Below are 13701 nucleotides of genomic sequence, written 5' to 3'. Positions count from 1 at the left end.
GTCATGAGAAAGCCCATATAAATGGGTAATGTACAAGTTGCTGTAGAAGCATGTTTAATTCGTCTGATCACAGATACTTTATAAAGTATTTTAATACTTTTTTGAATCAGTCAATGCGTAAGTCCTAGTATAGAACAAAACTGATACAAATTATCTAATAGCGAAACAGAAGAATACAAAAAACAGCGCATAAAAACAAAACACTTGATAAGAATAAAATATGCAACCTATTAGACTTTTTGGTGCTTGGTAAGAAACGTTTTGGGGAGCGTTCAGAGCATCAAAAAGTCTAGCCTATTTTTTTTTGTGAACATTTTTGTGGTTAAATCTTTCAAACAATAGACCATTTCTAAGGCCATAAAAAAAGCCTAGAGAAGGTCACTCTAGGCTTGGAAAACTGGGGTTTATCGTCTATTTATCTTTCAGATAAACAGTGAATAAACAATATGAACATTATTAGACTAATCACTCTAAACTTACAAGTCATTTACTCAAAAAACTACACCAAAATCAATAAAAATTAAACGTTTGATTAATAAATAATTAACTATCAATCTTATCTAAATTACGGTCTTTTAAGCTTAAGTTCCCCTTCACAATATCAGACAGCATGCGCCAATCGGAAATAAAGCTGTATAAAGGCTGCTTGAAACTTGCCGGCTTATTTTTTTCAAAGAAAAAATGTCCGACCCATGCACAAGCATAGCCTGAAACCAGGCCATAAGCAAAATACTTTGGTTGTCTTTTTAAAATTGCTTTTGCAAAGAAATAGAGTCCAATACTGCTGCCGGTGGCATGTAAACGACGACTCATAATATTTCGATGTTCAGTCAAATAAAATCGATAAAATTGCGAATAGTCACGAATCGGTAACTGAAATTCGGGCTTTAAGTTTCGATTAAACTCGGGTTGTACTTGTGAATTCATGTTGTGCTCATCCTGAACTTATTTTAATCAACATAGCTTAAAATTCGTCCGCGTTAAAGACGTAAAATTTTATTTTGATCCCATGAAAGTCGAACCATTGTGAATTATACAATTGATGGAATATCCATCTTTTAAAACTTTTCTTCGTCCAAAATCAGAGTTTTCAAATCCGTCAAGTCTTACTTCTCAACTGTTTTTCGCTACAATCGATACGCGTTTAGTTGATAGAAAATGTACGCACATTTTAGTTTTTCATTTTTATAAAAATTTAAAGATCGCTTCATGCCAGATCATGAAGTTGTGACATCAGGACAGAAAACCATGGTTGAAGTTGAATTAAAGTTCCAGATTCCAGAAGCACGTCGAACTGCATTATTAAAAGCACTCGATCCAAAAAAATCGGAACAAATTCAACTTAAAGCTAAATATTTTGATACCCCAGATCGAAAAATGGCACAGCAGCATGCAGCCTTGCGTCAGCGTTTAGAAGGAACCCGCTGGATTCAAACCCTGAAAGCTGCAGGTAAAAGCCACATTGAACGCTTTGAACATAACTTAGATTTGGGTGAAGTTGAACAAGCTCCTGCTTTAGATTTATCGGTCTATGCCAATAAAGCTGAAGTTCAATCGGTTTTAAAAACCACTTTAGGCGATCAGCAAGATACGCTACAACTTCAATTTGAAACTGACATTCTGAGAACTTATCGCGTCATAGAGTTTGAAGACGCCAAGATCGAAGTTAGCTTAGATGTCGGCTGTATCCGCAGTAACAGCACAGAAACAGAGGTTCACGAAGTTGAATTTGAACTTAAAAGTGGCTCTATTCAATCGCTTCTAGCCTTTAGTTTTGAATGGGTTAAAAAGTACCATTTGTGGTTAGACGTTCGCAGTAAAGCGGAAATTGGTAACTTGCTGGCATTGAATCAAACGGTGAGTCCAGCAGTTGAGGCTAAAGAATTTCAACTCAGTAAAAAAGACACTGCCGCAAAAAACTTACGACTTTTAATTGCACAGGAAATGCAGCACCTTCTGCCTAATATTGCCGCAATTTCTGCAGGTGTGGCTCAGGCCGAGCACATTACACAAGCTCAAAAAGCACTCCATCATTTACAATTAACCATTTCGCTGTTTAAAGATTGGAACAGCGATATCATTGAAAAATGGGCATTGCAATTAGGCGCATTTAAACAGCAGTTTGAACAATTACACCATTTTGAGCACATGCAAAATACCTTGGGTGGCTTTTTACAAAACCCAACGACTTCTGAAAATTTAACCAAAGATATTTTGTATGCCAAAGAGAAGTTAGGCAATTTGGTTAAATCGACTCAAAATGTACATCATTATCTTGAGCTTTTAATGTTTAGTTTGAAAATCGATGATGCACCGCAGCAACATGATTTTAAATGGCATGCTCAAAACACCCTGCAAAACCAATATAAAGCCCTGCAAGAGGCTTTAAATGATGCCGACATTAACAATTTTGAAAGCTTAGATGTGCTTTCTCAGCGCATACAAGAGCTTAAATTTAGCTTCCCTATTTTGACATCGATTTATGATGTAAAAAACTTGCAGAAATACAGTAAAGCGCTTAATGATGCACAAGTCGCGGCTCAGGAATACCAAGTCCTATCTTCTTCTGCACAATATATTCAGCAAACAGAGCTGGAAGCTAGCGATTGGTTTGTTCTCGGTTGGTTGACGGCAAAACAAGAGGTTTATGCAGATAAGCTATTAGACGCGACAGAACAATTCCTTGTCAGTCGAAAACTTATTAAATAAAACCTAAGGGAGATTCAATGATTCTCCCTGTTTATTTGTATCCTACATTGTCATATAGATATTCATTTGTTGATCATTCAGATTCAAAGTCGGCTATTTTCAATTCATCATTTCCTTAGTTTGACTCAGTTACATTGAAATATTTTGAGAACCTATTATTTTTGTTTTCTGGATAAAAACTTTTAAAATAAGCTATCTGAAAACTTAGATTCAGGGTGGTTTTATGTTGAAAAGTCACATACCTGTAATTTATCCCCTATTTTCATTTTCACTTATTTTTATATTTTTCCCAATACTGAGTGCTTGTAGTGAACAACATAAGCCTGTGCAAAGTACCGAATTAAGGCGCACGGCATCCTTACAAGTCGAAAAGCCGCTTTCTCCAACTCAAAACTTTGATCAGACACGACGAACCTTTAAAGTCCTGCGCAATAATAATGAGGACTATGGTGATGAGTCTTACCAAATCAAAACCGATGCTGGCACACTGAGTATTTACAGCATGAACTTGAATCCGCAACAAGGTCAGCTACTATCTAGCGTCAAGTCTGGAGAATGTCTCACCCTATCGAGTCAAAGCGACAATTTAATTGCGGTTGACGGTTATATCAGTGTGATGGAATTGGGCGACATTAAAATTCATCCCTGCAAATAAACTTCAATATAGTATTTGCATATCAGTCATTCAAAAAAACTAAGAAAATTGCCTTAAGGCTACACTGCTATTGGGGGTTTAATTCATAATCCATACTGATTTAACCTTGTGCTAATAACCCCCATGATTTCATGGCATTACTCACCATGCGTTGTAATTGTGTCAAGGCCATACCATCACGTGCTTGTATCGTCATCCCTTGCAATAAGGTCATATAAAAATCAGTCAATTGCTCTGCATGAGCCAAACTTTCAATTTCGGCATTTGCCATAGTGGCTATTTTCACATTAGGGCGTGGATTACATAATCCAAAGCATCCTTGTGCAGCGAACTAAATTCACGTTCTAAGTAATATCGTCAACATATTTAATTAACTGATGTTACGCGCGTAAAAGTAATTACGCATTTTTAAAATGATTTTTAAGTCTATTCGACGGAGTCTTACATCTAGGGTTTAAATAAAGGGATTAGCCTTCGGCTGGAAGTACTCTTACGAAACGTTGTTTCTCATTCGGCAAAAGTACCCAAAACCATTGTCATCCGCAAAACTCGTTCACTAGCGTCTACTTATTCAAAGTATCGCAAAAACATCTTTAAATAGATGTAGTTCTGTCTCAAACACTTGCGGATGACGTTGCCGCGTATCGCTCTTTTATTTGAATCAAATGGCGCTTCTGATGTTACTGCGTAACATCAGTAATTAACGATATTTATTAATTAACGATATTTCCCAAAGATTTTCCACGTATTGTTATCTGCTAAAGGGTCACTATAGCTATCGCTACGGGCTTTACGTGGTTTGTCACGGGCATCCACCAATTTAAACTCGTTTTCGACACTAAGTACAATGCCATTCACATAAAAACGAGTACGGGTATAATCACTTTGCCCATGTTGAAATACATAGGTTCTGAGGTCAATAAATTCACGGTGTCCGACCAAGGCTGCCGTGTCATCGCTGTCAAGCCAATGTCGCATCGCTTGAATTTGATCTGCTTCAAACTGCCCACATTTTTCAACTAAGCTGGCAATACCCCGAAAGGTTTTAGATTCTTTTGCACGTGTTTTGTTGATTCGAATACGATCCACATGAAAATAAAAAAGCGGCAGATTCAAATGACTCGGCAAATGGATTGCATCAAGGACTTCATCTTCCACAAAGGGTTGAAATAAGTCTTGAGCACGTTCAATTAAACCTGTCCACTGTGCATAATATTCGGCTACTTCAGACTGCGTACCATAATAAATGGGCAGCCCTTCTACATTGGCTAAGGTTGAGGGCGGCCAAATATTTTGTCGAAGTAATGCAATATCACTTTTCAGACTTTGCACTGCGATTGCGTCTTGCATGAAGCATTCCATTGTACTTAGGCTATTTTTAGATTAAGTCAAAGGTTTAGTTTCTGCAAGGCTTTGCCTATAATACTGCATTAGATTTTTATGCTAGGACACATTCATGGTTCAAAAGATTGAAGCTACTGATGTAACCGAAGAAGAAGCGTTGAATGCAGCATTCTTTGAACGTGCGGATGAATTTATTAAACAAGCCAATGAATTTTGTCGTGTTGAAAAAGGTTCTCAAGTCAAACCTGCAGAAATGCGCGGTCAAGTAAGTGCTGCCATGTTATTTGGTACTGCTCGCTTTAATACTTGGGTTGCTGCAAATGGCTTCAAAGATGGCAAAGAAATGCGTGATGCCAAAGATCAAGTGATGTCTTATATTCTTCAACAATTTCAAATGATGCTTGAAGATAATTATGATGAATATTGCGAACAGTTTGAAAACTATCTTCGCTTCCGTCATAACGAAGAATTCCATGCAAATAAGCATGATCACGACCACGATCATCAGCATTAATCAAAAGCCCTTCGGGGCTTTTTTTATACAACTTCTCTTTCACAAAGCTTTGATTTAATATTTAGTCATAACGTTGTATTTTCATCATTCATGCTATTTTCAGTGCCTCGCGTATTCGGAAATACAATGAAATACGCAAGAAATGGACATGGTTTTAAGGACAAGGATAGCAATGCAGACGCTCGATTTTGCCATCGTGGATTCACATATACATCAATGGGATCCATACAATACCCCACATGCCGCTTCACTTGCCGTGAAATTATTGGGTAAACATCCCTACTTGCTCGACAAAATGATGCGCTTAGTTAAGCCGCAAGAGTTAATTGACACAGTTGGTTTAACCAAACATGTGACGACACCGTATTTGCCTGAAAATTATAAGCAAGATGCAGGACATTATCTGGTCGATCAAATCGTACATGTAGAAGCGAGCTGGCATGACCATAAAGGCAAAGGGGTGGTTGGTGAAACAAAGTTTATTGAATCTTTAGACTTTAATGCTCAAAAGATTAAACTTGGCGCCATAGTCGGCACTGCAGACCCATGTGACAGTAGTTTTAAGAAAATTCTTAAAATGCATAAACAAGCCTCCCCACATTTTCGTGGCATACGAAAAATGGCAGCTGTACATGAAGACCCAAAAGTTCACGCATGGACCAATGAGCCCCATCTCTATACCAATAAAAAATTTATGAAAGGTTTTGAAGCCCTTGCTCAAATGAATTTAAGTTTTGATGCATGGGTTTATTCAGACCAAATTCGTGATTTAACCGCTTTAGCACGTGCTTTCCCTGAAACATCTATCGTTCTGGATCATTTTGGGACACCTGTCGGTGCCTTTGGACCTGTCGGCTCACATACAGGCTTAACCCAAACTTCACGTGACAATATCTTGTTTCGTTGGAAAGATGATTTAGCTGAACTGGCAAGTTGCCCAAATGTTTATACCAAAATGTCTGGTTTATTCATGCCTGTGCTGGGTCATCAGTTTCATAAAGAACAACGCCTTGCATCCAAACAAGAGATTTTCGATTGCGCCTTCCCGCTTATTTCGCATGCTCTACAATGCTTTGGGAAATACCGTGTGATGTTTGGCTCTAACTTCCCGATGGATAGTGTGAGTGCATCCTTGGTGAATATTATTGACGCCTTTTCAGATGCGGTCGCGAGTTATGATCCTGATGCGCTGACTTTAGTCTTCCAACAAAATGCGCGTCAGTTCTACCGCCTATAAGTTCATTAAGCTATTTTGCTATCAAGCTATCCATTGCGGCTCAAAAAAAATCCTCCATCTGGAGGATTTTTTTATTCGGTTTATTTTTGAGTAGATTTTGCGGCTTGACCATATTGGTCAGACATCACTTCAACCAAATGTTCAGGTTGAATATATTTTTTAATGACAGCATCAACATCCGCCTTGGTCAAAGCAGCAATGCGTTGATCACGTTTTTCACGATAGTTTAGGTCACGACCTTTTTCTAACTGTGGAATCAACATGCTATGAATGCGACGGTCATCTTCAAGTGCAGTTAAACGCTTTTTCAAAATACTGGCTTTGGCCGCTTCTACTTCCTGTTCCGTCACGCCATTTTTCAATAAGTTTTGCAAAACTTTATGAACAGACTGAGAAACTTGTGCTGATTTACCCGCAGTGTAGTTTGCATCAATACTCAGTACACCCGAATTCACCCATTCATCAAAATTAATGTCTGCACTAAAACCATAAACCAGTGCATTCTTTTCACGTAACTCTTGAGCTAAACGTGAAGACAACTGTGAATCACCAAGTATGTGGCGTAATACTTGTAGTGCAGGAGAATCAGTATGCTCCACACCTACAGGTAGAGTCATAATCGCTTGGTAACTACCAAACTCACGCTGTTCAGACAATGCATGCACTTTCTGTGCAGGATATGCCGTAAACGTAGACTCTAAGCGTTGATATGGCTCGCTGGTTTTCCAATCTGCAAATTCTTTTTTCAGAATTTTTTCAATTTGCTTAGTATCAAAATCACCAGTTACCGCAATTTGTGCATGCTGTGTTTTAAAGAATTTTTGATGTAACTGCTGCACTTGATCACGTGTAGCCGACTCAATTTGTTTTTTCGCAAGTTCAGGTTCGAAGTGATAACGAATATCCCCCGGCTGATAGATCTCGACAATACGCGACAGCGTCATTGCAGCAACGGTATCCGGCTCTGTATAAGGTCGATCCAAACTCGATAAACTTTGCGCTTTAATTAAATCAAATTGTGACTGTTCAAATGCTGGAGCTTTAATAACATCAATAACATATTGCAAAAAATCAGCAAATTTTTCTTTACGTGCAACCACCTGAATCATGAGACCATTATCATTTGCACTGACCGTTGCACCGCCACCAACATCAATAATTTTATCGGCAATTTGCTGTAAACTTTGATCTTTAGATGCACGGAACATGAGATAAGCTGTCAAATCTAGCAACTCACCTTTATTCATTAAGCTTTGCGCTGTACCAAAATCCAATGCAATCGTAGCATAGGTCTTGTCATCACGAGTTTTGGTTGGAAACAATGCATACTGAATGCCGTTTTTAAATTTAGCGCGCTGAATCTGTTTTTCTTTCTGATTTAAATATTGCTTAGACTCTGCAACGTATTGCTTCACTTCAGCACGATAAACACTCGCATCTTTCAACGGCTCTTCTGCAGGCGCTTGCTGATCTAAAGTTTCAGCAGGTTTTGACGCAGCCTGTTGCTGTGCTTTCTTCTGGTCTTCAGGTGTTGGTAGAATATTTCCTGTGACACGGTATTCGGGCTTTAGAAAGTCCTTATACACCTGATTCACGTCGCTTACATTTAGCTTTTGTACTTTATCTAAGTCTCGGAAATATTGAGACCAGTCCCCGTTATAAGCCACAGTATAAGAACTAAGACGCTCGCCAAGTGCTGTTGCGCTATTTTTGACATTGTCAGCCATATTTCGAGTCAGGCTTTTAACACGGTTTAGCTCGACGTCATTAAAGGCTTTATTCTGCTCTACACCTTGTGCCAGACTGGTTGCCACTTTGTTAGCATCATGACTTGGGCCATATATCGCCCCCATAAACACCAAATTAAAATCTTTATCTAACCATGTGGTCGATTGAACTGCGGTTGCTGTCCCTGTTTCCACCATGCTTTGGTACAAATGTCCACTTGGCTGTAAGGTATACAACGTTGGAGATACAGCCAAAGCAGTTTTAATTGGTTCGACTGCACCATTTAAATAAATATTAAATTTGCCAAAGTCACTGCCCTTATGAACGGTAAATTCGCGTTGCTTTAATTTCGTTCCATCTAATTTAGGGACTTTGGCTTGTTCAGGAATTTGACGTGCGGCAATTGGGCTAAATTGTTGATCAATTTGTTTTAATACAGCCGCTTTATCAAACTTACCAGAAATCACCATCACTGCATTATTTGGCACATACCAACGGCGATAGAACTGGTTTAATTCGTTCATATTGATCGATTGAAGTTCTTTCAAATCACCAATCGGTAAACGACCTAAAGATTGATTGCCATAGGCTTCTTTTAAAACTTGGTCGATTAAGACGGAAAATGGCTGATCTAAACGAATTTCACGTTCACGCTTAACGATATCAATTTCTGTTGGTACAAACTTTTCCTGAAGTACCAATTTATCCATCCGTTCTGCTTCTAAATGCAAAACTTGATCGATTGAACTTTGTTCAGGACGAATCACATTGGTATATTTCGTTGAATAATAATCCGTACTGGCATTGGTCATCAGCGTGAATTGGTCTAAGCGACGCTGAAATTCATCACCTTTGACATTTTCAGTGCCTTTAAAAGCCAAATGTTCAAGCAAATGCGCTAAACCACCTTTGCCCTCAGGGTCATTTAATGAACCCGTGAAATACACCGTATTCATAAACACTTTGCTTTCTTTATCGTTTTGCGCCAAAACCACACGAAAACCGTTGTCTAATTTATATTCTTCAATGGCTTGTTCAGTTTTAACCAATACAGGTTGAGCAAAGAGGCTTGTACTTAAACCTGCAAAAAAAAGTGAAAGCGTTAAATGTTTAATACGCATGTAATTCAAGTGTCCTTTATATTTAGTATCGATCAGCGCAGTGCTGTCGATCAGATTGGTTTTGATTTTATGCTGAGCTTTTCAGGATTAATAGTTACTTTTTATTAAATACATGCCGCAGATTTCGACAGCATGTATTTGATTTATGTTCAGATATAAATGTCCGACTGCATATACAAACACGCATAGCCTGAGATTTCTATACGGTCATTTTCAAGCATTTGACAGTGTAGTTCACCACCACGACTTGATGCTTGATATGCCAAGATCTGACTTTTTTGTAGACATTCTGCCCAAATGGGCACAATTCCGGTATGAATAGAACCCGTAACAGGATCTTCATTGATGCCATTACCCGGTGCAAAATAGCGTGAAATACAGTCATATTGCTGGGCTGCCGCAGTGATTGCAACATCAGTGATCGTACCCGGCGCTGTGATGGCGGTGCGGATTTTGCCAAGACGTTTTAAAATTTCAAAATTCGGTTGTTCGTCCAAGACTTGTTGAGCCATTTCGTATTCCACGATATACGCCTGCGCATTCTGATAAACCTGCTTAAAAGGTTGACTCAACCCTAGACGTAGCTCTTCAGGATATTCGCTCACGACCTGTGCCCGACGCACAGGGAAATTCATCAGAATTTTTCCATCTTCAGCTTTATTTACGCTAAAAATACCGAGATTTTTGACATGAAATTGGATATTTTTTTCTGCAGTATAAAACTCAAAAAGCACATAACTGCTGGCCAATGTCGCATGTCCACAAAAGTCCACTTCAGTGGTCGGTGTAAACCAACGAATTTCATAATTACTGCTGTCAATTTTTTTCACAAATGCAGTTTCAGACAGATTATTTTCCAAAGCAATCTGTTGCATCAAGTGTTCATCTAACCATTCATCCAACACCAAAACCGCCGCTGGGTTGCCTTTAAATAACACTTGGGTAAATGCGTCCACTTGATACATTTTCATTGATAGAACTCCTGATTTAGTGATTTATATTAAAGGCTTTTGAAAATATTTCATGCGTTATATGCTATGTAGCAACACTTTTTAATAAAACATCTAAGTTTTAGATGAACTTAAATATAGGTACAATTTTGAAAACGCATATTCACCCTGTTCCTTTAGAAAAATCATACCGACTTTTAAATCATGGGCCGACTGTGCTCGTCTCTGCTCAGGATCAAACCCATACCGGTGTGATGACTGCGGCATGGGCATGCGCCTTAGAGTTCAATCCTGCAAAAGTGACGGTAGTACTGGATAAATCAACTAAAACACGTGAGATTATCGAGAATTCAGGCTATTTCGCCTTACAAGTACCAACACTAAAACAACTCAAACTGGTCTATGCACTTGGCATGATGAGCCAACGTGATGCGCCAGAAAAATTACGCCAATGTGGCGTGGAATTATTTCAATTTAATAACTCAAATATTCCTGTGGTTGAAGGTTGTGCTGCTTGGCTACTGTGCAAACTTATTCCTGAGCCGCACAATCAACAAGCGCACGATCTGTTTATTGGCGAAGTCATTGCTGCCTATGCAGACGACCGCGTCTTCCGTAACGGACATTGGTATTATCATGAAGTAGCAGATGAATGGAAAAGCCTACACCATGTTGCTGGCGGGCACTTTTATACCATTGGTAATCCCGTATCTGTAGACGAGACACCAGACTAAAATAGTGCTATGAACTCTGTCGTTTACCTAAGGTTGAAAATCAATAATCATCCGTTTTGAGCATTTTCATGCTAACTTTAACTTAATTTTAAATATTGAATGAATGGATATGACGTTTAAAATACATACATTGGATGTCAAAAATTCACTGCAAAATTATATTTGGCTGCTTGAACACACCGAAAGCCATGATGTCATTGCAGTAGATCCTACTGAAGCTGCCTTGGTCGAGCGCTATTGTCAGGAACATCAACTCAATCTTACGCAAATTTGGCTAACGCATTGGCATAAAGATCACGTCGGTGGCGTACCAGAACTTATTCAGGATAAAAACATTGCTGTTTACGGTCCCCGTGCAGAATTGAGCCGTATTCCATGGGTGAATTATCCTCTCGATCATAATGACCGTTTTGAATTTCATGGTCTTGAAGTTGAAATAACAGCAACGCCCGGCCACACCCTCGGTCATATCGTATATTTTATCGATGACATTCATACACTTTTCTGTGGCGACGTATTATTTGCTATGGGCTGTGGACGTGTATTTGAAGGTACTTTTCAACAAATGTACGATTCATTGAACCGTATTGCCGCATTCCCTGCAGAAACTCAAGTGTATTGTACTCACGAATACACCCTGTCGAATGCGCAGTTTGCGCGGCATGTTGAACCCGACAACCTTGCCATACAACAGCGTTTTGATGAGGTTGAATCCCTACGCATGCTTGGACAATGTACTTTGCCAAGCAGCATTGAATTAGAACTAGAAACCAATCCATTTTTACGCGCAGAAAGTGTTGAAGCGTTTCAGCGCTTAAGAGAACTTAAAGACAATTTTTAATTGGATTGAGAGTTTAATGAATTTAAGATTTCATCACAAATATACTGTTTTTATTTGTGATGAATATTTCGGGACGATTTATCATTCTATATTTATAAAATTTGATTGCTTGCAGCAAACTCATCCAATTCAGCTTGAGTCACAACTCGAACGGCTTGCATTTCATCGATACGTACCATCAATAAACCACCTAATGCCGGCTGATAACGTCGTGCACTACCAAATGGGTGTATATGCCACTTTGGATTGCTCCGAAAAGACCAACCAATCTTCATGTCCAAGCATCACCGCAACAGGCGTCTGTCCCGCTTGTTGCATCTGTTCAATTTTTGCTTTTACAGCGTGCTCAATGTTCTGCATGCGTTCAATCTACTTATACTAATAGAACATAGTATAAAAGCTTTTCGACAAATCTTGATGTGAAATAGCTTTGCATGCTCACCTATCCAGTTAATTTGGCTGTGAACAAGTCTTTATTTGCAATCAATATTGCACGCCCAAACAGCTGTGCATTCTAAGCCAAGCAATCGTTTATTTTGCGCACAGCTTCTCTATAGGCATAGGATAGATTTTAAGCCAGCAGTTAAAAACCAAATTTTTAAAATACGTTATATTTACTTACATTAAGTTTAGCTTGTTATAAAACAGCAATTTAAATGAATTTATACAGTTTACAAGCCGATAATCTGTTTATTTATCCATCAAAATTTCATATTTTAAATAAAAGTTTTCCCTTTCCCCTTTAAAAAATATTTTGACACCCCTATTTAATATTTTAATGATTGATAAGGAGTTCGCTCGTGAAAAAAGTGGTTAAAGCAAAAAATTTAGTTGCCTTCCGTCTTTGGTTGGAAAAGTTAGGATATTCTGTTCGCACACTGGCAGATAATCGTGGATTTACATTCAGTTTTAAAAAAGAATATGGTCTAGTGACTGTAGACTTGTCTGGTAATGCTTTGGCCATGCAGCTCGGTGAAGAGTTTGAAGATCATTTAAAGGCATAATCTGCTCTATAATTTATTCGAACGATTTGAAATAAATGATTTAATTCGATTGATTCGAATCCACATTTCTAAATTTGCCCGTATATGCGGGCTTTTTTTCACCTTTGTTTTACTGACACATTTTTATTGATTTAAATTTCAGACAATAAAAAAGCAAGATTAGACATCTTGCTGTATCTCTTGGTTCATCATCTTTCATTAGATTTATTTCATTAGATTATGTCTTCAAAAAAACCACGTTTGAGACACTGATTTTTTTCGAATTTCAAAAACAAAAAAGCAAGGTATAAAACCTTGCTTAATCTAATGGTGGGGACGGAGAGACTCGAACTCTCACACCTCGCGGCGCTGGAACCTAAATCCAGTGCGTCTACCAATTTCGCCACGTCCCCAACAGGATTGCTGACAATGTCAGACTTTAATTTGTTTTAAAAACCTGTTTATTTGGCAACTTAATAAATTAAGTGGTGGGGACGGAGAGACTCGAACTCTCACACCTCGCGGCGCTGGAACCTAAATCCAGTGCGTCTACCAATTTCGCCACGTCCCCAACAGGGTTGCTGACAATGTCAGACTTTTTAAAACTTGGCAGAGGATCAAGGATTCGAACCTTGACGAACGGTTTTGGAGACCGTCATGCTACCATTACACCAATCCTCTGTAACCTTCATTACCAAACTCATGTTTAGTAATTCAGTGGTGGGGACGGAGAGACTCGAACTCTCACACCTCGCGGCGCTGGAACCTAAATCCAGTGCGTCTACCAATTTCGCCACGTCCCCGATGGCTGTGTATATTATAGAGATCACCCCTACATGACAAGCCTTTTTTATAAAAAAGCATCTTGTTTGTTTAAATAAAAAA

At 38.6% G+C, this 13701-nt stretch carries 12 protein-coding genes, 4 tRNA genes and 1 pseudogene; 7 read left to right on the top strand and 10 right to left on the bottom strand.

Features of this window, described 5'->3' with window-relative positions; translation table 11 throughout:
• Positions 1 to 543: 543 nt before the first annotated feature.
• Positions 544 to 927 carry a DUF962 domain-containing protein gene (locus tag FTV03_RS10235; RefSeq protein ID WP_168378946.1) on the bottom strand — a complete coding sequence of 128 codons (384 nt, stop codon included), beginning with the start codon at positions 925 to 927 and terminating at the stop codon, positions 544 to 546.
• 321 nt (positions 928 to 1248) lie between these two features.
• Between FTV03_RS10235 and FTV03_RS10230 the strand changes: the two genes are divergently transcribed.
• Both FTV03_RS10230 and FTV03_RS10225 read left to right on the top strand, forming a co-directional pair.
• A complete protein-coding gene (locus FTV03_RS10230) occupies positions 1249 to 2709 on the top strand; it encodes an inorganic triphosphatase (RefSeq protein WP_180041340.1) in 1461 nt (486 codons plus the stop codon).
• A 223-nt stretch (positions 2710 to 2932) separates the two neighbouring features.
• Positions 2933 to 3364 (top strand): hypothetical protein, encoded by a 432-nt coding sequence (locus FTV03_RS10225; RefSeq protein WP_168378945.1) that lies wholly within the window; start codon positions 2933 to 2935, stop codon positions 3362 to 3364.
• Between the two features lie 100 nt (positions 3365 to 3464).
• On the opposite strand, the gene FTV03_RS10220 is transcribed toward FTV03_RS10225, so the two are convergent.
• The gene (locus FTV03_RS10220; protein ID WP_180002979.1) at positions 3465 to 3635 is read right to left on the bottom strand and encodes a hypothetical protein; all 171 of its coding nucleotides are present in this window, start codon (positions 3633 to 3635) and stop codon (positions 3465 to 3467) included.
• 446 nt (positions 3636 to 4081) lie between these two features.
• Positions 4082 to 4714 carry a hypothetical protein gene (locus tag FTV03_RS10215; protein WP_180007293.1) on the bottom strand — a complete coding sequence of 211 codons (633 nt, stop codon included), beginning with the start codon at positions 4712 to 4714 and terminating at the stop codon, positions 4082 to 4084.
• A 106-nt stretch (positions 4715 to 4820) separates the two neighbouring features.
• On the opposite strand from FTV03_RS10215, the gene FTV03_RS10210 reads away from it, so the two are divergent.
• Both FTV03_RS10210 and FTV03_RS10205 read left to right on the top strand, forming a co-directional pair.
• Positions 4821 to 5222 carry a DUF3144 domain-containing protein gene (locus tag FTV03_RS10210; RefSeq protein ID WP_078188837.1) on the top strand — a complete coding sequence of 134 codons (402 nt, stop codon included), beginning with the start codon at positions 4821 to 4823 and terminating at the stop codon, positions 5220 to 5222.
• Between the two features lie 172 nt (positions 5223 to 5394).
• The gene (locus tag FTV03_RS10205) at positions 5395 to 6459 is read left to right on the top strand and encodes an amidohydrolase (protein ID WP_180007295.1); all 1065 of its coding nucleotides are present in this window, start codon (positions 5395 to 5397) and stop codon (positions 6457 to 6459) included.
• Between the two features lie 80 nt (positions 6460 to 6539).
• On the opposite strand, the gene FTV03_RS10200 is transcribed toward FTV03_RS10205, so the two are convergent.
• Positions 6540 to 9308 carry a pitrilysin family protein gene (locus FTV03_RS10200; RefSeq protein WP_180041338.1) on the bottom strand — a complete coding sequence of 923 codons (2769 nt, stop codon included), beginning with the start codon at positions 9306 to 9308 and terminating at the stop codon, positions 6540 to 6542.
• Positions 9309 to 9457: 149 nt separating this feature from the next.
• The gene (locus FTV03_RS10195; RefSeq protein WP_180041336.1) at positions 9458 to 10279 is read right to left on the bottom strand and encodes a PhzF family phenazine biosynthesis protein; all 822 of its coding nucleotides are present in this window, start codon (positions 10277 to 10279) and stop codon (positions 9458 to 9460) included.
• A 104-nt stretch (positions 10280 to 10383) separates the two neighbouring features.
• Here FTV03_RS10195 and FTV03_RS10190 point away from each other — a divergent pair, with 104 nt between their 5' ends.
• The gene (locus FTV03_RS10190) at positions 10384 to 10992 is read left to right on the top strand and encodes a flavin reductase family protein (protein ID WP_180002988.1); all 609 of its coding nucleotides are present in this window, start codon (positions 10384 to 10386) and stop codon (positions 10990 to 10992) included.
• A 109-nt stretch (positions 10993 to 11101) separates the two neighbouring features.
• Complete coding sequence (gene gloB, locus FTV03_RS10185; protein WP_180002990.1) at positions 11102 to 11833, top strand: hydroxyacylglutathione hydrolase; 732 nt, start codon at positions 11102 to 11104, stop codon at positions 11831 to 11833.
• A 92-nt stretch (positions 11834 to 11925) separates the two neighbouring features.
• On the opposite strand, the pseudogene FTV03_RS10180 reads toward gloB, so the two are convergent.
• Positions 11926 to 12151: pseudogene (locus FTV03_RS10180) on the bottom strand (hypothetical protein).
• A gap of 482 nt (positions 12152 to 12633) precedes the next feature.
• Between FTV03_RS10180 and FTV03_RS10175 the strand changes: the two are divergent.
• Positions 12634 to 12837, top strand: coding sequence for a hypothetical protein (locus tag FTV03_RS10175; RefSeq protein WP_078188846.1), 204 nt, complete (start codon positions 12634 to 12636; stop codon positions 12835 to 12837).
• 307 nt (positions 12838 to 13144) lie between these two features.
• Here the strand turns inward: FTV03_RS10175 and FTV03_RS10170 are convergent.
• The 4 genes from FTV03_RS10170 to FTV03_RS10155 form a co-directional block, all read right to left on the bottom strand.
• Positions 13145 to 13229 (bottom strand) — tRNA-Leu (locus FTV03_RS10170).
• 73 nt (positions 13230 to 13302) lie between these two features.
• Positions 13303 to 13387 (bottom strand) — tRNA-Leu (locus FTV03_RS10165).
• Between the two features lie 36 nt (positions 13388 to 13423).
• Positions 13424 to 13497: transfer RNA gene (locus FTV03_RS10160), tRNA-Trp, on the bottom strand.
• Positions 13498 to 13534: 37 nt separating this feature from the next.
• Positions 13535 to 13619 (bottom strand) — tRNA-Leu (locus tag FTV03_RS10155).
• Positions 13620 to 13701: the final 82 nt, after the last annotated feature.

It is taken from the genome of Acinetobacter sp. YH12218, from assembly GCF_013417925.1.
GTDB classification, from domain to species: Bacteria; Pseudomonadota; Gammaproteobacteria; order Pseudomonadales; family Moraxellaceae; genus Acinetobacter; species Acinetobacter amyesii.
This window is presented reverse-complemented; position numbering and strand designations above follow the sequence as displayed.